This window comes from Flavobacterium fryxellicola (assembly GCF_900143245.1).
Taxonomy (GTDB): Bacteria; Bacteroidota; Bacteroidia; order Flavobacteriales; family Flavobacteriaceae; genus Flavobacterium; species Flavobacterium fryxellicola.
On record NZ_FRDK01000001.1, the window covers coordinates 1 to 18,671 of the forward strand.

17 protein-coding genes are annotated in these 18,671 nt (G+C 34.9%); 5 read left to right on the forward strand and 12 right to left on the reverse strand.

The window, feature by feature from the left end; translation table 11 throughout:
• Nucleotides 1–624: 624 nt before the first annotated feature.
• Nucleotides 625–1,860 carry an ABC transporter permease gene (locus BUA03_RS00010; protein WP_066082875.1) on the reverse strand — a complete coding sequence of 412 codons (1,236 nt, stop codon included), beginning with the start codon at nucleotides 1,858–1,860 and terminating at the stop codon, nucleotides 625–627.
• A gap of 6 nt (nucleotides 1,861–1,866) precedes the next feature.
• Here BUA03_RS00010 and BUA03_RS00015 point away from each other — a divergent pair, with 6 nt between their 5' ends.
• A complete protein-coding gene (locus BUA03_RS00015; RefSeq protein ID WP_066082877.1) occupies nucleotides 1,867–3,081 on the forward strand; it encodes an exo-beta-N-acetylmuramidase NamZ family protein in 1,215 nt (404 codons plus the stop codon).
• A 63-nt stretch (nucleotides 3,082–3,144) separates the two neighbouring features.
• On the opposite strand, the gene BUA03_RS00020 is transcribed toward BUA03_RS00015, so the two are convergent.
• Nucleotides 3,145–3,639, reverse strand: a complete 495-nt coding sequence (locus BUA03_RS00020) for a YkgJ family cysteine cluster protein (RefSeq protein WP_066082878.1) — start codon at nucleotides 3,637–3,639, stop codon at nucleotides 3,145–3,147.
• Nucleotides 3,640–3,724: 85 nt separating this feature from the next.
• Between BUA03_RS00020 and BUA03_RS00025 the strand changes: the two genes are divergently transcribed.
• Nucleotides 3,725–4,432, forward strand: a complete 708-nt coding sequence (locus tag BUA03_RS00025) for a class I SAM-dependent methyltransferase (protein ID WP_066083180.1) — start codon at nucleotides 3,725–3,727, stop codon at nucleotides 4,430–4,432.
• Between the two features lie 143 nt (nucleotides 4,433–4,575).
• Here BUA03_RS00025 and BUA03_RS00030 read toward each other — a convergent pair whose 3' ends face one another.
• From BUA03_RS00030 to BUA03_RS00065, 8 genes are all read right to left on the reverse strand, one after another.
• The gene (locus BUA03_RS00030) at nucleotides 4,576–5,208 is read right to left on the reverse strand and encodes a 7-carboxy-7-deazaguanine synthase QueE (RefSeq protein WP_066082880.1); all 633 of its coding nucleotides are present in this window, start codon (nucleotides 5,206–5,208) and stop codon (nucleotides 4,576–4,578) included.
• Between the two features lie 218 nt (nucleotides 5,209–5,426).
• The gene (locus tag BUA03_RS00035; protein WP_317041078.1) at nucleotides 5,427–7,127 is read right to left on the reverse strand and encodes a tetratricopeptide repeat protein; all 1,701 of its coding nucleotides are present in this window, start codon (nucleotides 7,125–7,127) and stop codon (nucleotides 5,427–5,429) included.
• Nucleotides 7,117–8,040, reverse strand: coding sequence for a PstS family phosphate ABC transporter substrate-binding protein (locus BUA03_RS00040; protein ID WP_066082881.1), 924 nt, complete (start codon nucleotides 8,038–8,040; stop codon nucleotides 7,117–7,119). Before BUA03_RS00040 ends, BUA03_RS00035 begins: the two co-directional genes overlap by 11 nt.
• Before the next feature lie 3 nt (nucleotides 8,041–8,043).
• Nucleotides 8,044–8,274, reverse strand: coding sequence for a hypothetical protein (locus BUA03_RS00045; RefSeq protein ID WP_066082883.1), 231 nt, complete (start codon nucleotides 8,272–8,274; stop codon nucleotides 8,044–8,046).
• Nucleotides 8,274–9,071, reverse strand: a complete 798-nt coding sequence (locus BUA03_RS00050) for an energy transducer TonB (protein WP_066082885.1) — start codon at nucleotides 9,069–9,071, stop codon at nucleotides 8,274–8,276. Before BUA03_RS00050 ends, BUA03_RS00045 begins: the two co-directional genes overlap by 1 nt.
• 33 nt (nucleotides 9,072–9,104) lie before the next feature.
• Nucleotides 9,105–9,674, reverse strand: coding sequence for an ExbD/TolR family protein (locus BUA03_RS00055; RefSeq protein ID WP_066082888.1), 570 nt, complete (start codon nucleotides 9,672–9,674; stop codon nucleotides 9,105–9,107).
• An 18-nt stretch (nucleotides 9,675–9,692) separates the two neighbouring features.
• Complete coding sequence (locus BUA03_RS00060; RefSeq protein WP_066082889.1) at nucleotides 9,693–10,304, reverse strand: ExbD/TolR family protein; 612 nt, start codon at nucleotides 10,302–10,304, stop codon at nucleotides 9,693–9,695.
• A gap of 38 nt (nucleotides 10,305–10,342) precedes the next feature.
• Nucleotides 10,343–11,158, reverse strand: a complete 816-nt coding sequence (locus tag BUA03_RS00065) for a MotA/TolQ/ExbB proton channel family protein (protein WP_066082891.1) — start codon at nucleotides 11,156–11,158, stop codon at nucleotides 10,343–10,345.
• 370 nt (nucleotides 11,159–11,528) lie between these two features.
• On the opposite strand from BUA03_RS00065, the gene BUA03_RS00070 reads away from it, so the two are divergent.
• From BUA03_RS00070 to BUA03_RS00080, 3 genes are read left to right on the forward strand one after another with little or no spacing between them, the layout of a single operon-like run.
• Nucleotides 11,529–13,088 (forward strand): helicase HerA-like domain-containing protein, encoded by a 1,560-nt coding sequence (locus BUA03_RS00070; protein ID WP_066082893.1) that lies wholly within the window; start codon nucleotides 11,529–11,531, stop codon nucleotides 13,086–13,088.
• Between the two features lie 49 nt (nucleotides 13,089–13,137).
• The gene (locus BUA03_RS00075; protein WP_066082895.1) at nucleotides 13,138–13,500 is read left to right on the forward strand and encodes a cupin domain-containing protein; all 363 of its coding nucleotides are present in this window, start codon (nucleotides 13,138–13,140) and stop codon (nucleotides 13,498–13,500) included.
• Nucleotides 13,501–13,544: 44 nt separating this feature from the next.
• Entirely contained in the window at nucleotides 13,545–14,804 is a 1,260-nt protein-coding gene (locus tag BUA03_RS00080; RefSeq protein ID WP_066082897.1) for an NAD(P)/FAD-dependent oxidoreductase, read from the forward strand.
• A 32-nt stretch (nucleotides 14,805–14,836) separates the two neighbouring features.
• Here BUA03_RS00080 and BUA03_RS00085 read toward each other — a convergent pair whose 3' ends face one another.
• On the reverse strand, nucleotides 14,837–16,174 hold the full coding sequence (locus tag BUA03_RS00085) for an FAD-dependent oxidoreductase (RefSeq protein ID WP_066082899.1): 1,338 nt from the start codon (nucleotides 16,172–16,174) through the stop codon (nucleotides 14,837–14,839).
• A gap of 61 nt (nucleotides 16,175–16,235) precedes the next feature.
• Nucleotides 16,236–18,626, reverse strand: a complete 2,391-nt coding sequence (locus BUA03_RS00090; RefSeq protein ID WP_066082901.1) for a penicillin acylase family protein — start codon at nucleotides 18,624–18,626, stop codon at nucleotides 16,236–16,238.
• Nucleotides 18,627–18,671: the final 45 nt, after the last annotated feature.

Sequence of the window (18,671 nt, forward strand, 5' to 3'; positions counted from 1 at the left end):
TATTTAAAGGAACGTTTGCCGTTGTTGCGGGTGCAAAACTAACACCTTTATACCGTTATTCAAGCTTTTTATTCGCTTTTTTTTATCGCTTTCTTAATACTGCATTTAACTCGCTGAAAATACGCTTCTTGAAAAAAAAGTTTTTTCTGCTTACCTCACCCTATCCAAAGCAAAGCATGCAAAAATGACCAAATTCCAGTTTTTTTATCATTATATCCCTCTAGGAGCGATTGGAAATGCAATCCCTTTTCGCTATTTATTGGTTCTCTAAGCCGCTTTGGTAGGATCACAGACAGGATTAATCTTGAAATTAGGTCCTTGACTGCATTATCATCTGAGATAGGTTAGGTTTTTTATCGCCTAGGCACTTGTTCCTTGTCTATTTCTTACGGTACTTATTATAGTAAGACATTTTATACCTACCTATATATAAGGTACACCGAATTCTAAATCAATTACACAACTCCCCGCGTTAGGGATAGTAGCGCAAAGCCCGCAGCCAAGTGAAGTGTAACGCAACTTGACGAGGACTTGTAGCGAATAGCCCGACCCTTTATAAAAAAGAGGCTACTACCCAATTAGATAATAGCCTCTTTTTTATAATGGGAAACGCCCAAATGAAGTTTAATCGAAACGGATGGCTTTTACTGGTGCTATTTTGGTTATTATATAGGATGGAATTAGCAACACCAAGAAACAAACAGAAACTGTGAGGGCATTAAGCATGGCTATATATCCCCAGTTCAAATAAACTGGTGCTTGATTGACATAGTAATTTTCTGGATTGAGTTTGACGACACCAAAATGTTGCTGGATTAATAACAACGATATCCCTATCAGATTTCCCCAAAACAGACCTCTCACTATTAAGTAAAAAGCATTGTATAGAAATATTTTTCTAACTGACCAATTATTTGCCCCTAAGGCTTTAAGTATTCCTATCATTTGAGTGCGTTCAAGGATGAGGACTAAAAGCGCAACAACCATATTAATGGTCGCAACGAGTATCATGACCGCTAAAATTACAATAATATTAAAATCGAATAATTGAAGCCATTCGAATATATAACTGTATTTTTCGATTATGGTTTTCGTATCTAACGTAGAAGATGTTTGTGCATAAACCTGCTCACCTGTTGCCTGAATAGTATTAAAGTCATCTACAAAAACTTCAAAAGCTCCCACTTGATCGGGACTCCATTTATTAATGCGCTGCAGGTGTCGAATGTCACCTATTAAATAAGTAGCATCAAATTCCTGAAATCCAGAATTAAAAATACCTGTGATTTTGAATCTTCGGATGTTTGGTAATTTGTTTTGACTTTCTTTAATGAAAAACGTGTTAAAAGAATCACCTACTTTTAGATTCAACCTTTTAGCCAAGAATTGAGAAATTAACACCTCTTGATTAAGCTCTTTTGAGAAATCAGGCAATTTACCTGAAACCAGATATTCTTTAATGTTATTCCATCGGTAATCCTTGCCGACTCCTTTGAGGATGATTCCTTCGAAAGCAGTTTCAGTTCTTATTATTCCCGCTTTAGTTGCGATGGCTTGAATATGACTTATTCCAGAAACTGAAGTGAATTTTGGATAAAATTCCTGTTTTTTAGAAATAGGAATAAGTGTAACTTCCGATTGATTATTATCATAATTCGAAATAATAATATGGCCATTGAATGCAGAAATCTTGTCTCGTATTTTTTGTTGCAATCCAATACCAGTTGCTACAGAAACAATCATCATGATCATTCCTATGGCAATTGCCGAAATTGCAATTTTTATAATTGGCGAAGATATACTACTTTTATAATCTTTAGCAGTGATAAGTCGTTTGGCAATAAAGTATTCTAAATTCAATTTGATATGGTATCTAGTTTGGTGTTCAAAAATACATTTTTATTATTTGTTTTACTAATCGTGTCTTGCGGAAGTTCCATTAAGATTAAAGAAGAAACAAAAAACTATAAAGAAATTCCAATAAAAAATCCCATTCAAACAGTAAAAACTGGTGCTGCTAATTTTGATGCTTATATGCCATTATTAAAAGATAAAAAAGTTGGTATTGTAACCAACCAAACAGGCATCTTACCCAACAAAACCCATTTGGTTGATTTCTTTTTAGCAAAAAAAATAGCTATTCAAACTATTTTTGCTCCAGAGCACGGTTTCCGAGGAACTGCAGACGCGGGTGAACATGTAGTCGACGGAAAAGATTATAAAACAGGATTGCCAATTATTTCGCTTTATGGGGATAACAAAAAGCCTAGTTCCGAACAATTAGCTGGAATAGAGATCTTGGTTTTCGACTTGCAAGATGTGGGTGCACGATTTTACACGTACATTTCCTCTTTACATTATATCATGGAAGCTTGTGCCGAAAACAATATTCCTGTAGTGATTTTAGACAGACCCAATCCAAACATAAGTAGTGTAGACGGTCCAATTTTAGAAAAGGAATTTACGAGTTTTGTAGGGATGCATCCAGTGCCAGTACTTCACGGAATGACTATTGGCGAATACGCACAAATGATAAATGGAGAAAAATGGTTAAAACAGGGAATTCAATGTCAACTAACAGTAATTCCTTGTCTCAATTACACTAGAAAACTAAATTACAGTCTACCAGTAAAACCCTCACCTAATCTTCCGAACGACCAAGCCGTTGCTCTTTATGCTAGTTTGTGCCTTTTTGAAGGCACTAATGTCAGTGTGGGTCGAGGTACAGAGAAGCAATTTCAAATTTATGGATCACCCTACTTACCAAACAACACCTTTAGTTTTATTCCAAAACCAAATTTAGGGGCCAAAAACCCATTGCATAATGGAGTAAAATGTTTTGGCGAAGACCTATCAACTCAAACTAAAGAGAATCAACTGGAATTGAAATGGCTTATAAAAGCATATAATTCTACTTTAGATAAATCAAAATTCTTCAATTCTTTTTTCACAAAATTGGCGGGAACTAAAAAACTTCAACGGCAAATAGAAAATGGAATTTCAGAAAAAGAAATCAGAGAAAGCTGGACCGACGGCTTACAAACTTTTAAGAAAATGAACAAAAAATATTTGATTTATTAACGCTTAAGCCTATACTCAGCAGGAAAGGATTGCAAGTAACAACAGGAATTCGATGATAGTCAATTATAGCGGCAACTTCTTTTTCATTTCTTCTACAATATTAAAAGCAGCTGGGCAAATTGCAACGTTCTTTAAAGTTAGATCTGTAATTTGCTGAAACTTCTTTCTGTCCGTATGTGGGAATTCTCGACACGCTTTTGGTCGAACATCATAAATCATACATGCGTTTTCATGATCTAAAAAAGTGCACGGCACACTTTGCAAAACATAATCCTGGTCTTCATCAACACGCAGATATTGTTCTATAAATTGCTGCGGCTTTTGTCTCAAATATTTCGACACACGCTCAATATCAGCAGAAGTAAATAATGGCCCTGTTGTCTTGCAGCAATTAGCACATTTTAAACAATCTGTTTTTTTGAATTCAGCGTCATGTAAATCCTGCATTACATAATCTAAATTTTTTGGTGTCTTCTTTTTCAGCTTATCGAAATACTTTTTGTTTTCGATATGCTTATCTTTGGCTTCTTTAGGAAGTTCGTTTAAAGTAGGTTTCAATTTGAAAGTTTAAATTTTTTACAAAACTAACACTTTTTAAACGAGGATTATAGCTTTATAAATGTTGAATTTAGAATTACAAACAATGAAAGACCTTTTTGGCCAAGCCATACTTGATTATCAAACTAATAATGCTCCAGAGGATTTGATTACTGAGACCACCATCTCTGAAGAAGATGAAATGTCTGTTGCTTACTTATTCCGTTCACATGCCGAGATGCCCTTAATGGAACAAAAAGCGCTACAACTTGCCAGAGGAAAAGTGCTAGATGTAGGTTGTGGCGCAGGAAGTCACAGTTTGTATTTACAAAACGAGAGAAATTTAGATGTTACTTCGATTGATATTTCTGCAAATGCCATTCAAGCCTGCGCGCTTCGTGGACTTAAAGACGCAAAAATTCAGGATGTCATGACATTATCTAATGAAAAATACGATACCATTTTATTGTTAATGAATGGAGCTGGCATGTGCGGAAAGTTAAAAAACATCCCTAACTTTATTTTAAAATTAAAATCGTTACTACTTCCAGGGGGTCAGATTCTACTAGACAGTTCTGACATCATATATATGTTTGATGATGACGAAGATGGCGGGAAATGGATTCCTTCAGACAATCATTATTACGGCGAAATAGTTTTCAATATTTCGTACAAAGGAGAAAAGGAAAAACCATTTGATTGGATGTTTATAGATTACAACACCCTGCAAAATGCTGCTTTAGACAACGGCCTACAATGTGAATTAATTCTCGAAGGGGAACATTATGATTATTTAGCCAAGCTTTCTTTTTAAAGTAAGACAAAGAAGGAGGCAAGATAAAAATAAATCCTTCAATAATAAAAAAGTGAAGATGCTGGCACTCAACAAATCGATATTTTTACATTTTATCCTAAACAAAAACCCCAAAACAGACTTATCTGTTTTGGGGTTTTTGTTTATGGTATATTTAAATATTTATGAGTTTGCAACGAGACACGCCATTTCGGATTTTTCATTACATAATCCACAATTAATGGTGTCATCTCTTCCTTTTTACTCCATTCTGGTTGCAGAAATAAAATAGCCTTTGGATTCACTTTTTCGGCTTGTTCTTCTGCAAAAATAAAATCATGCTTATTAAAAATTATTACTTTCAACTCGTGTGCATTATCATAAACGGTTTCTGTGGGTAATTTGTTTTTCTTTGGCGAAAGACAAATCCAATCCCAAGTTCCGGAGAGCGGATAAGCTCCTGAGGTTTCAATATGTACTTTTAAATTTTGTTCTTTTAGCTTTTGAGTAAGCAAAGTCATATCCCACATCAAAGGTTCACCACCAGTAACTACAACAGTATTAGCATAATTATTTGCATTTTCGACGATTAAATCCACACTCGTTGGAGGGTGCAATGCTGCATTCCAGCTTTCTTTTACATCACACCAATGGCAACCCACATCGCAACCACCTATTCGAATAAAATATGCTGCTGTTCCTGTATGAAATCCTTCTCCCTGAATGGTATAAAATTCTTCCATCAAGGGTAACATCGCACCTTTGTTAACTTCTAACTGTATTTCTTTTGATAACATTATTTTATTTTAAAGTGCAAAGATAGTTAATTTGAAAAGGAGTTAATTTGAAATCAGTAGCTAAAATTACAAACTACGAAAATGCCTTAGCAATCATCATTAAAATCAATAGTTAGAAATGACAATTTGATCTTAAACCTATCTGCCTTAAAAATACTAACCACAAAAAAACCGATAATCAAATGACTATCGGTTTCTATTATCCTTACAAATTTCAACTATTTTAAAATCTTGATGGACTCAGCAGCATAACTATTTGCTGGATCTAAAGCAAGAGTTTTTTTAAAGTACTCAATAGCTTTAGGCTTGTTAGTATTTGCAAAACTTGCTGCCATATTATTGTAAGATTCAATGATCTTAGTCTTAACGGCAGGTTTAGCAAGTTCTTCTGCTCCTAGTTCCGTAGTTTTTGCTACATAGTCTTCATAATTCTTAACCATTATATCATCTTTTTCAAGCAATCTACTAGTTCTCGCTTTATAAAGATAAGCTTCTAAATACGTAGGAGAAGCTACTAACACTTTATCAAAAGCTGCTTGAGCCTTTTCCAATGCAACTACATCAACTTTAACTCCTTTTTCTTTATTAATGTTAGCATAGTAATTAGCTAAACCAAAATAGACATTGTCATCAAGAAAATTTGAAGAATCATTGGTGTTTGCACCATATTCAAATATTGCAGCAGCTTCAGCATACAGTTTTTGTGAAAATAATTTTTTACCTACTTCACTTAATTCTTGAACGGCTAAAGGTTCCATTTCAATCGCTTTCTTGATATCCACTAAACCTGCTTGAAAGGCAATTGGATCAATTGATAATCCATCAGCACTAGTTCCTTTTTTAATTTTAGTTAAACCCAAATATAAATAATCTAATGCTATGGCTTTATTTCCTGGCGAAGTGATAAAACTATCCAACGATTTAATAGCCACATCAACATTACCGTTTTTGTATGCAGCATATCCTAAATAGCGATAGATTCTTGGATTAACTTTGTCTAATTCTATCATTTTATTTGCTTCAGCTTCAAGTGCTACATAATCCTCTACTAGAATAAGAAAATCGGCACGACGCATTCTAGAATGAATAGAATAATCTGTTAAAGACATGTATTTATCATAGTATCCCATCGCAGTCTTATAATTTACATCAGCTTGAGATGGCTTATTACGTGCAATTTTATAATACGTTTCTGCCAACTCTCTGTATACCGGTCCATAATTTGGATTCAGTGCAATTACTTCATTGTATGCTTTTAAAGCTTCATCATACGATTTAGCCCCTTTCAACAGAACACCTAATTGCATTTTTGCCCTAAGCAAAGTATTATCTGCCTGAAAAGCATTTCTATAGGCAACATAAGCTTCATTTTGCTTACCATCGCCATAATAGGCATCTCCTAACGCCAATTGCAATTGGGCATCTTGAGCATTATTAATTGCCGCTCTACTTAAAACTGCGATTGCATTTTTGTAATCTGGTTTCACAGCATTCATATAGGCTCTACCGATATAAATAAATTCTTCGAAATCTTTTCTTCTCATGTCAGCTGTAGCCAAAGCAAATTTAGCCTGAGCACCTGCAACATCATTTTTATCTAAATCCATTTGGCCTAAACCAATTTGATTCACTTTTGCTCCATCAGAAGCGCTTAATCCACTTTGAAAATAAATCTTAGCAGAATCTTGTACATTTTGATTCAGATAAACATTCCCTAAAGTAAAAAAGGCAGCCCCATTAGATGGCTTTGCTTTGATGATCGATTTTAAAATTGTTTTTGCGCTTTCAAATTGCTCCGCATCAATCGCTTTCTTAGCTTGATTAATATCTTGTGCTTGCAGCGTAAAAGCAGACGCCACTAGGGCCACACTTAACGTTGTAAATTTATTCATGTTCATTGTAGTTAAATTATTTTTCATCTTTTTTTGATTTTGTATCAATTATAAATTTTCTTCCAGGTATACGTATAGGTAGCAAACCTGATTTCAAAATTATCCTTTGCCCTATGTCACCCCCAACAAATGAAGCAAACCCCATTCCTAATCCAGAATACCCTTGACAATTTATAATAAACAAATCGCGTGCCAAAGGATACTTTCTTTCTGCTAAATTATTTTGTGAAGGAAAATAGGATTCGTTCCCTACCAGCCCTTTTACTCTTAAAGCATTCACATTATCAACATATTTTTGCATCGCTGGACTTGGCTGCGATAGCCAGTTGACACCTACAATACCAATCATGTCGGTATTTTCCGAGACATATTTTATTACTTCATCATTCGTTTTAAAGGAGAAAACTCCACTTTTAGGGATACTCGTAATCCCAGCAAGTGCATTCATGTAGCGCACAGTACTTGAATTCAAATTATCAAAAACCAGCCCTTTAATAGATGGGGTAGGTTTTCCTTGCATAAAACTTATAACCTCTATTAGAGAGACAATCGAGTCTTTGCTACTCTTATTGGAGATAAATGCAACTGCATCTGTGGCAAATGGTGTTATTTTAGGATTAATTTTCCTTGCTTTAAAAATATTTAGTTCATCCGCTGTCAAATTTCTAGATAAAATCGCAATAGCCCCTTTTTCATTAAACAGTGCGTTAACGACTTCAGACTCCGATTTTGAAACAAGCTTTATTTTAGCCTCATAATTTTTCTCAAATACCGCTACCTGATCTTCAATTAAAGGAGATAGCGTTTCATCAACAAAGATCGTTGCGTTACCTTTCAAAATAGTTTCCTCCTCCTTTGACGTTTTAGTTTGATTGCAAGCACAAACTAATACTAATATTAAGAAAAGAACAAAATAAGGAAGTGGAGCAAATTTTTTCATAAACTAGTTGTTATTATCATTAATAATTCGAAAGAATCTATAAGAAGCATAACCTATGAGCAACGTTCCAGCTGCAATTCTATAAGTTGGCGTCAAATCTAAAGGGAAATTCTTCATGAAAATAATGAATAAACCCACAAAAAGATATACCATAAAAAACAAAATTCCTAAAACAAGAAGAAATCGCTCTTTAAGCGATTTCTTCCTAATATTACTAAGTATTTTATTCAACATTAATCTGCAGATTGAATAGTGATTGGAAGCGAATAAAGTACCCTTACCTTCTTACCATTTTGCTCACCTGGTGTCCATTTTGGACATTTCTTCAGAACACGAATCGCTTCTTTTCCTGTACCATAACCAATATCTCTAATTACTTTGATATCTGTCAATGAACCATCTTTTTCAACTACGAAAGTAACGTAAACTTTACCCTTCAAACCTTCTTCTTCCGGTGTTTGATAGTTATCACCTACAAACTTATAAAATTTATTGATTCCTCCTGGAAAGTCCGGTTTAACTTCAATACCAGCCGTATTATAAATTTGGTTATCAACTTCTTCAACTACAGCTGCTTTACCAGTTCCTACTGGTTCTACAGTTAAAACAGCATCAGGATCCCCTTTTATGGTTACGGCTCCTAGTGTTTTATTTTTTACTTCGATAATTTTAGGTGGCTCTTCAGTTACCTCTTCCGCTTTAGCAACTACGGGTTTCACGAATTTGATCACATCCACTTTAGGAGCTGGCGGTGGCGGTGGCGGAACATTTAATTTAGGCTCTTCCTTCTTTGGAGGCAGTTTAATGGCAGTGATTTTAATGTCTCTGTCGATCTCCTGCTCCTCACCTTTAGGAATTAAGTTAATGATAAGAGGAGTCGCAACAGCGATACTAAAAAATACAGCTCCCAAAATGAGTGCTTTAATAGTAGTTTTTCTGTTTGTCCTTCTTAATTCATACGCTCCGTACGCTTTATTACGCCCTTCGAATACGATATCAAGCCATTGATTTTTTAATATATCTAATTTCATTTTTCTTAATTATTAGGTTATTGGGGAATAAGATTACTCTTGTTTTCCTTCTAACAATTTTTGTTCTTCAGGAGAAAATTCAGGAACAATGGCATAGTTACCAAAATCTCCAATCCCCACAATTGCCATTTCATCAAGTATATCAATCAAATTTTTATAATTTGATTTTTTACTTGGTTTAATAATTACAATCAATCCGTTTTTGGGTTTACCCTTAGCAGCCGAATATTCCAAAACCGACTTTTGCCTTGAGATTAATTCTTTACGAATACCATCTTTACCAAAATTCAAATCTTTAGGACCTCCTATTGGAGTAGCTAATAAACCGACATAATACACTAACTTATTATCAGCACCCAACAGAATTGTCATCGTCCGATTTTCGTCAACTTTCATATCAATATTATCTTTGTTAGGATCCTTATCTGGCAAACCTAAGCTCATAGATTGAGGTTTTGACAACGTAGTGGTTAGCATAAAGAACGTGATTAACAAGAAGGCTAAATCCACCATAGCAGTTAAATCTACCTTTGCATTTGCTTTTTTACTTCTTATTTTTCCACCTTTTCCGCCTTCACCGTCGCCAGTATTTAATTCAGCCATTTTAGTGTCTTTTTTATATTAAAAATCATTTCCTCTTAAACCAGTAACTAAACTAAAGCTATTGATTTTTTGCTCTTGTAAAATGTCCATTACTTTTCTGATAGCTGGATATTCCTCTTTTCCGTCTCCTTTAATAGCGACTTGCAGTTCTTTATCGTTGATTTCAATATTTGCCTTACGAGCATTAAAAATCCATTCTTTCAACTGGTTGTCGAGGGAATCTGCAGGGATACCAGGTTGACCTGCCTTACTCCTGTCAGATGCGTCCATTTCAATGATTTGTTTCAAATTCTGAATTGGAACACCAAAATCATCCATTCTTGAAAACGTGCTTTTATCGTCTTCGGTAAAAGTCACATTATACTTCTCTGCCATCAACTCTAACGTTCTCAAGCGAACTTCTCTACCTTTCAGATCAAAAAACACCATGCCTTTACCTACAGTTAATGTAGCCAAATCAGTTTCAGGCAATTTAGTCTGAACTGTTGATGCAGGTGTATCAACCGGCAATGCTTCCGGTATTTTGGCTGTTGAAGTCATTACAAAGAAGGTAAGCAAAAGGAATGCAACATCACACATTGCCGTCATGTCTGTCGATCCCGGATTTTTTTTTATTTTTATTTTAGCCATTCTTTTTGTTTTTTAATTGCTATAAATACCAACATCTACTATTGCTTCAAACTTCCTCTAAATCTTCTGTAAGAATTTACAATTGATACAGCAGCTTCGTCGATTGAGTAAGTCAAATCATCAATTTTAGACGTAAAGAAATTGTAAGATATAATTGCGACAGCCGAAGTTCCAATACCTGTTGCAGTGTTAATTAGTGCTTCAGAAATACCAGCTGCAAGAGCTGCTTGATCAGGAGTCCCAGCAGCAGCTAAGGCGCCAAACGCTTTAATCATACCCGCTACAGTACCCAACAATCCAACAAGAGTACCTAACGAAACTAAAGATGAAATAATGGTCATATTTTTTTGCAACATTGGCATTTCAAGCGAAGTAGCCTCTTCTATTTCTTTGTGAATAGTCTCTGCCGCTTCTTCACTATTAAATCCTTCTTTCTTGACGGCTTGGTACTTTACTAATGCCGACTTAATTGCATTTGCAACAGACCCTTGTTGTTTATCACAAGCAGCAATCGCTTCATCGATTTCACCTTGTTTGATACTTAATTGTATCTTTGTCATAAAACTATCCAATTTAGTTTTACCAGCTGCCTTAGATATCACAAAATATCTTTCAATAGAAAAAACAAGAACCATTAATAACATTCCTAATAATATTGGCACAACCGCACCACCATGATATACTTGCCCTAAAGTGTTCAAAGGAATACCTTCATTATTTCCTCCTTCAAAATTCGAAGGATTACCCATAATAAATTTCCAAATCAACACACCAACACTAATACATGCAACAATAATCATTCCTGAAACCATTCCTCCACCGTTTGAAGTGCTTTCTTTTTTAACGTTTGCCATTTTTTTTAATTTTAATAGTTTTAAATAATTTATCTTAGTTACATTAAACTTGTAGTGGAGCAAATTTATATTTTTAGTTCAAATAAAAAAACTTTTTTTAATTTTATTACAATTAAATTTATTTCAAAAACATATTTACAGATTTTCACACTACATTTATATCAATATACGCAAACAAATAGGCTGTTTTATAAAAAATAATATATTTTTTTATGAATAATTAACATAATATTTCAACAAGAAGCTCTTTAGCAGGAAAACTATTATTTTATGGTATTAACAATAAAAAAGCAGGAAAACTGCAGTATACACCAAAATTGTTAATTTTAGAAAAATATAATATCTTGCAGTTGATTAAAAATAACCCACTATGAACGCAAAGGAAAATTTCATTCAACATATATCACAAGGATATAGTTCTAAAGGCGAAAGCATTATTCTTGGCGGGGCAATTTTAAACGGAGAGGCTATACCCAATACATTTGTAAAAGTTCCTTTAAAGACCTTAGACCGACATGGCCTAATTGCGGGCGCTACCGGAACTGGAAAAACCAAAACCATTCAAGTTTTTTCAGAACAATTATCAACCTTTGGAATACCTGTTTTAATGATGGACATCAAAGGCGATTTTAGCGGAATCGCTAAGGAAGGAGAGGAAAAACCTTTTATAACGGAGCGCCATGCTAAAATTAATATCCCTTATTCTACCGCAAGCTTTCCCGTTGAATTATTGACTTTGTCGGAACAAAATGGCGTTCGACTTCGCGCCACACTATCTGAGTTTGGACCAGTATTATTTTCTCGAATCCTAAATTTAAACGACACACAGGCGGGTGTGGTTTCTGTCATCTTCAAATATTGTGATGACCACAAAATGCCTTTATTGGATTTAAAAGACATCAAAAAAGTAATCAATTACATTACCGAAGAAGGTAAAGATGAAATTAGAAAACAGTATGGCAAAATTTCAACTTCGACCACGGGAACTATCCTTAGAAAAATAATTGAACTTGAGCAACAAGGAGCAGACTTATTTTTTGGAGAAATGTCTTTTGACATAGAGGATTTATTGCGTATTGACGAAAACGGAAAAGGATACATCAATATTTTGAGACTGACTGATATTCAAGATAGACCAAAATTATTCTCCACATTCATGTTGAGTTTATTAGCCGAAATTTATCAACAAATGCCCGAAAAAGGAGATTCAGACCAACCAGAATTAGTGATTTTCATCGACGAAGCCCATCTGATTTTCAATGAAGCTAGCAAAACTTTGTTAGAGCAAATAGAGACCATTGTAAAATTAATTCGTTCTAAAGGCATCGGAATTTACTTTATCACACAAAACCCTATGGATATTCCAAGTGGTATTCTGGCTCAATTAGGTTTAAAAATTCAGCACGCTTTACGAGCATTTACAGCCAATGATCGAAAAGCAATCAAACAAACCGCCGATAATTATCCAACATCCGAATATTACAATACTGATGAAATTCTAACGAGTCTAGGAATTGGCGAAGCACTGGTTACCGCATTAAACGAAAAAGGAATTCCAACTCCACTTGCAGCAACCATGATGCGTGCGCCAATGAGCAGAATGGACATTTTGACAGAAAGCGAAATTCACGAGATTAACAGCAAATCAAAATTAGTTAAAAAATATAGTGAACTTATAGATCGCGATAGTGCTTATGAAATGTTGAACAAAAAGATTGCCATAATGGAAGAGGATACAACTGCAAACAAGCAAGCACAAGAGTATCAACAACAACAACAACAACAACAACAACAACAACAACAACAACAACAACAAAATCAGAGTTCTGATACAGCAAGTGCTGTTGGAAAATCTGTTTTAAAAGTACTAACTAGTGCCACTTTTATCAGAGGCGCTTTTGGAATCTTGACAAAAATGTTTAAAAAATAAGTGAACCGAACCCCATTGTAAGGTTAATTTTAAAAAATACAAATCAATCATGAAAAAATATTTTATTCAAAGCACCCCTTTTGTAGTCCCAACCACCGATGGAAAATTAATCGAAGAGCATCATGGAAAGGCATCAACAGCCAACAATGACATTTCTATAGCTCACATGGTTGCTCCACCTAAATGGAGTGAGCCATTTCAAACTCCTGATTTTGAAGAATACACGTATATTATTAAAGGTAAAAAGCAATTTATAATTGATGATGAAATTATTATCCTTGAAGCAGGACAATCTATCAAAATCGAAAAAAATACCCGTGTACAATACTCCAATCCTTTTGACGAATCTTGCGAATACATCGCCATTTGCAAACCCGCATTTTCTATAGAAAACGTTAATAGAGAAGACTGATCCTGCAATAAATTGTATCTTTAGATTTCAAAAATATATTTAATATGGGAATTCAAAAGAAAATTGTAATTATTGGTGCTGGGTTTGCCGGTTTGCGTTTGGCACAAGATTTAGAAAACACGGATTTTGACGTTTTATTAATCGACAGAAACAATTATCATCAATTCCAACCATTAATGTATCAGGTGGCAACCGCTAGACTTGAGCCAGCGAGTATTTCATTCCCTCTCAGAAAAGTATTTCAGCATTCAAAAAATGTACGGATTCGGATTGCAGACGTCTTAAGCGTTGACTCACAAAATAAAATTGTAAAAACTTCTATAGCTGATTTTGATTACGATCACCTTATAGTTGCTTTTGGATGTACAACTAATTATTTTGGAAATGCTGAAATTGAAAAATATGCATTTCCCATGAAATCCGTTCCTGAGGCTATTCAACTTCGAAACCAAATTCTACAAACTTTCGAAGATGCTTTAATTGCCCCACCAGAAGAACTTCAAGCCCTAATGAACTTTGTAGTTGTAGGAGGTGGACCTACCGGAGTTGAACTTGCTGGTGCTTTGGCGGAAATGAAAAAAAACATTCTCCCAAAAGATTATCCGGACAAAGACTTCTCAAGATTAACTATTTTTCTACTAGAAGGTTCACCCAACGTCTTGAACCCAATGAGCATCGATTCACAAAAAATGTCTCGCAAATATTTAGAAGAATTAGGTGTAATTGTCAAAACAAGTACCATCGTAAACCATTATGACGGTAAAAATGTAAGCTTACAGAACGGTGATATCATCAAATCAACTAATGTTATTTGGGCTGCAGGAATTATTGGAAACATTCTTGAAGGCATTCCTAACGAGAGTATAACTCGAGGGAACCGCTTTATTGTGGACCGATACAGTACCATTTTAAATTTGGAGAATGTCTATGCACTTGGCGACATTGCTTTTATGGCTACTCCAAAATACCCAAACGGACATCCACAGGTGGCTAGCGTGGCTATAGAACAAGCCAAAGTTCTAGCTAACAACTTCAAACTTACCTTAAAAAACAAAGCAAAAATTAAATATGAATACCACGACAAAGGCTCCATGGCGACGGTAGGAAAGCGAAAAGCAGTTGTTGATTTGCCAAAATTTAGTTTTCAAGGCAGACTAGCTTGGTTTACCTGGATGTTTATCCATTTAATGTTAATTTTAAGTGTCAAGAATAAACTCTCCATATTCATCACTTGGATGTTCAGCTATTTTAATAATGACAGCACCTTACGAGTCTTGTTAAAACCGGCTACAAAAAATAAATAAATCTAAAAAGGACTCCTAGAAGAGTCCTTTTTTTATTTTAATAGTTCTAATATTTTATTTTCAACAGTTGGAGAGTCCCATATTTTAGCAATATTTTCCATTTTTAAAACTTCATCCATAATTGAGTTTTGATAATCGCCTATGGCTAACGCTTCTGTATAGGGACGATCGCTAAAAGTAACTCTACTATAAAGCGGAATCCATTTATCTGGATGTTTGTCTGAGAATAATTTTTCGATTTTCTTTTGGAGGAGAAAATTCTCATCGGCTGTTTTAGAACTCATTTCTAAGAAATTGCGATAGGAAAGTTCTGCAATCGCATCAGCATTAGGCTTGCGTGATCTTTGGTATTCAGAGAAAATAGTTTTCCAATCGTCGTCATACTTTTCAATCATCTCGTTAAGAATAAAAATGTCTTCAAACCCGGAATTCATCCCTTGGCCATAAAACGGGACAATTGCATGACTAGCATCACCTATAAGAGCGACTTTATCTTCATAAGTCCATGGATAGCATTTCATTGTGACTAATGTGCTCGTAGGATTCTTGAAAAAATCTTCGGCTAATTTTGGAATTACATCAATGGTATCTGGTAGGTTTTTTTCAAAAAAAGCTTCAACCGAAGCTATGGTTTTCAAGGAATCAAAAGAATTTTCTCCTTCAAATGGCATAAACAAAGTACATGTAAAAGTTCCATCTAAATTAGCCAAAGCAATCAACATATATTCGCCGCGAGGCCATATATGAAAAGAATTCTTATCTAATTTATGTGTTCCATCAGGATTGGCCGGAATGTTTAGTTCCTTATAACCAATAGGTAAGAATTCTTGTGAATAATCAAACATGCTTTGACGTTGCATACGGTGACGAATTCTGGAAAAAGCGCCATCTGCACCAAAAACCATATCGTATTTTTTATCCTCCCACGCACCACGCTCTGTTTCCCCTATATGAAGTGTTGCACTCTCTAAGGAAACATCCCATATTTTATGCTCAAAAAAGAATTCAGCACCGGCGGCTTCAGCCAAATCAATCATTTTTCTATTCAAAATTCCTCTAGAAATAGAGTCAATCGTCTCACCTTCTTGTCCGTAATTTTGAAAATTAAGTTTATCGACTAAATGAATCGCTCGCTTCTCCATGGGAATGGCAATTTTACGAATCTCATCTCCTATTTCTACTGCATCTAAAGCTTTCCAACCACGATTAGACATAGCCAAATTGATGGAACGTCCTGAAAATTGTATTTTGCGGATATCAGGGCTTCTATCGTAAACATGTACTGTATGACCCGCTTTACGAAGGTAAATAGCTAATAAAGATCCTACTAATCCAGAACCTACAACTGCTATTTTTATGGGAGTTTGCATTATTTTTTTATAAAAAGTTAAGCAAAATTACTCATTTATTATTTTAGCTCCTTTATAAAAATCATTTTTTACCAGGAATAAGAATCAATTTTGTCGAAGTCCTAATAATCTCTTTCTTATTCAGCATCATTCTTCTGAATTTACCAGCGTTATACAACTCAGCCTGATCGCTATAATGAGCACTTAGTGGATTACCAGATTGTCCTGTTGGCAAGATACTCCAGCTGTTTTCTATATCCGAAAAGTCTATGATTCGTCTTGTGGACGGACCCCCTTTTACCACATAATTACCGTCTTCAGTGTAATCAAAAAACAAGTTATTAATCACTTCCGTAGCCCCTGAAACTTCAAAAGGCCCTACGTTAAAAATACTTCGCAAAGCTGCTACCTTTCCTAATGGATGCTGGTGCTCCAATGTATGTACTCGATTCCAAGTCCAATCCATAACGGAATTCCCTAACTGATTTTCCAAAGCTTGAATTGATTCTTTAAAAGATTTGGATACGATTTGCTGTCTTGTTTCTTTCACCGTTTTGGTCGTTATATTGTCCCACCAAAGTGATTTTTCGTTCGTAATTTGTGGTGCAATAATTTGCTTCATGATATGTGTTCCTAAAAACATCTTAAAATTTTCAGGTCCTAGTTCATCTTCGAACGTATTTTTCAAATAATTAAAAATCCATTTATTATAGATCGTAGGAGCTACATCATTGAGATTATTAGACCCTTTCCATTCTCTTAAAACACCAAGTGCCTGTTTTTCATTTTCAGACAACTCTTGAAGATTACTATTTGCAATCAAATTCTTAACCACTGATGGAGCAACAGCAGATGTGTTGTCAAACACCATTCTTCCTACAGAGGCTTTGTCCCAATCTGATTTTGAATTCAGTAATTGCGTGATTCTTTTGGCTCGATCTTCTGGAAGATAATAACCAGGATACAAAAATCCATCAATTGGTTCCGGTTGATTATTTGCAGAATAGACATAATTCCATCTTGGATTCACCGCCGAAGGATTTTTGGAGAAATCTAAATATTCTATTATATCATTTTTACCACTAGCACCATCCAGGATAAAATTACGGTTTACGCCTGACTTGTGCTTGTATAACTTTCCTGTTGCCCACCAAGCCACATTTCCTTTTGCATCGCCATACATAACATTCAAACCGGGTGCTGCTATTAAACTGACTCCATTTTGAAAATCACCTTTGTTCTTAGCATGAGAAAGCTTGTAAACCGCCTCTAATATATGAATGGGTTGTTGGGTATAAATCCAAGACATTGCAACCGGTTTATCTTTAGGCAAACCATCAATTAAGTCATTCATCACTGGACCATGGCGAGTGACTTTTACCTTTAAAACCACATCGGATGAATCTTTTACTTTAATAATTTTTTTTCGGTTTTCATACGGACTAAATCCATTGGGCGTCTTGTATGAATTAATGTCCTTTGGATTATTTTCTTCCTGATACAAATCAATATCATCATTTTCAAACATAGTTAAACCATAAGCATATTCCCTATTGTGGCCTAATAAAGGATAGGGTGTTCCAGCTAAATAACAACCATATAATTCAAAATCTGGAGTGACAATATGCGCTTCATACCACGTTCCTGGCTGCGAAAATCCAATATGTGGATCATTAGCAAAAATAACCTTCCCATTCTTTGTTTTCTTTGGAGCAATAACCCAACTGTTACTTCCAATAAAAGGAGCAATAGGAGACTGATCTAAAAGCAACGCAACCGACTTTGAAATTGCAGCATATTCTTGAGGCCTGTCCTTTGCGTTTTTAATTTTTGTCGTATTAAAGGCACCATCAATTCCAAAATCTTTAAGATAATCCATTCCATATTTGTTTCGAATATCGGTTAATAAAGGATCTGATTTTTGAGCCATCGCAAAACTAAAAGACATGTATCCAAAAATATTATACACATCCTTAATGGTAAACTTTTCTTTTTTAACTCCCACTAAACTAAATTCTATGGGTGCTGTCCCTTCCTCCATATATTGATTAATCCCATCCAAATAAGCCATCGTTAATTGATAACTGGGACTGTTTTTATCCAATAATGCAATCGCTTTTTCGGAAGCTTCTTCAATTCCCAATCCCGCAAAAAACATATCGTTTTTAAGAGCAACAGAACCGAAAATGGCTGACAACCGCCCAGGAGCAATACGACGCATCAACTCCATCTGCCACAATCTGTCTTGAGCATGAACATAGCCCAAAGCAAGCATTGCATCTTTGGAGCTAGTGGCATAGATATGTGGCACACCAAATTCATCAAAATAAACTGTAGTTTCCTTTTGAATATTTTTCAACTGCACTTTACCTTCATATTTTGGTTGCAAATAAAAACCATAGACAAGGATAGCTACCACTAAAATTAATAGCAAGGCAAGCAAAAAAACAAGGGATTTTTTTAGTATTTTCATCATTGGATAAATTGAAAAACAAATATATAGGATTTAGCAGCTAAT

What these genes read in the sequence shown, in the direction of transcription:
- BUA03_RS00080 (WP_066082897.1), top strand. Translation starts at nt 13,545, where the DNA reads ATGGGAATTCAAAAGAAAATTGTAATTATTGGTGCTGGGTTTGCCGGT.
- BUA03_RS00015 (WP_066082877.1), top strand. Translation starts at nt 1,867, where the DNA reads ATGGTATCTAGTTTGGTGTTCAAAAATACATTTTTATTATTTGTTTTA.
- BUA03_RS00075 (WP_066082895.1), top strand. Translation starts at nt 13,138, where the DNA reads ATGAAAAAATATTTTATTCAAAGCACCCCTTTTGTAGTCCCAACCACC.
- BUA03_RS00060 (WP_066082889.1), bottom strand. Translation starts at nt 10,304, where the DNA reads ATGGCTAAAATAAAAATAAAAAAAAATCCGGGATCGACAGACATGACG.
- BUA03_RS00025 (WP_066083180.1), top strand. Translation starts at nt 3,725, where the DNA reads ATGAAAGACCTTTTTGGCCAAGCCATACTTGATTATCAAACTAATAAT.
- BUA03_RS00055 (WP_066082888.1), bottom strand. Translation starts at nt 9,674, where the DNA reads ATGGCTGAATTAAATACTGGCGACGGTGAAGGCGGAAAAGGTGGAAAA.
- BUA03_RS00090 (WP_066082901.1), bottom strand. Translation starts at nt 18,626, where the DNA reads ATGAAAATACTAAAAAAATCCCTTGTTTTTTTGCTTGCCTTGCTATTA.
- BUA03_RS00030 (WP_066082880.1), bottom strand. Translation starts at nt 5,208, where the DNA reads ATGTTATCAAAAGAAATACAGTTAGAAGTTAACAAAGGTGCGATGTTA.
- BUA03_RS00040 (WP_066082881.1), bottom strand. Translation starts at nt 8,040, where the DNA reads ATGAAAAAATTTGCTCCACTTCCTTATTTTGTTCTTTTCTTAATATTA.
- BUA03_RS00035 (WP_317041078.1), bottom strand. Translation starts at nt 7,127, where the DNA reads ATGAAAAATAATTTAACTACAATGAACATGAATAAATTTACAACGTTA.
- BUA03_RS00070 (WP_066082893.1), top strand. Translation starts at nt 11,529, where the DNA reads ATGAACGCAAAGGAAAATTTCATTCAACATATATCACAAGGATATAGT.
- BUA03_RS00050 (WP_066082885.1), bottom strand. Translation starts at nt 9,071, where the DNA reads ATGAAATTAGATATATTAAAAAATCAATGGCTTGATATCGTATTCGAA.
- BUA03_RS00045 (WP_066082883.1), bottom strand. Translation starts at nt 8,274, where the DNA reads ATGTTGAATAAAATACTTAGTAATATTAGGAAGAAATCGCTTAAAGAG.
- BUA03_RS00085 (WP_066082899.1), bottom strand. Translation starts at nt 16,174, where the DNA reads ATGCAAACTCCCATAAAAATAGCAGTTGTAGGTTCTGGATTAGTAGGA.
- BUA03_RS00065 (WP_066082891.1), bottom strand. Translation starts at nt 11,158, where the DNA reads ATGGCAAACGTTAAAAAAGAAAGCACTTCAAACGGTGGAGGAATGGTT.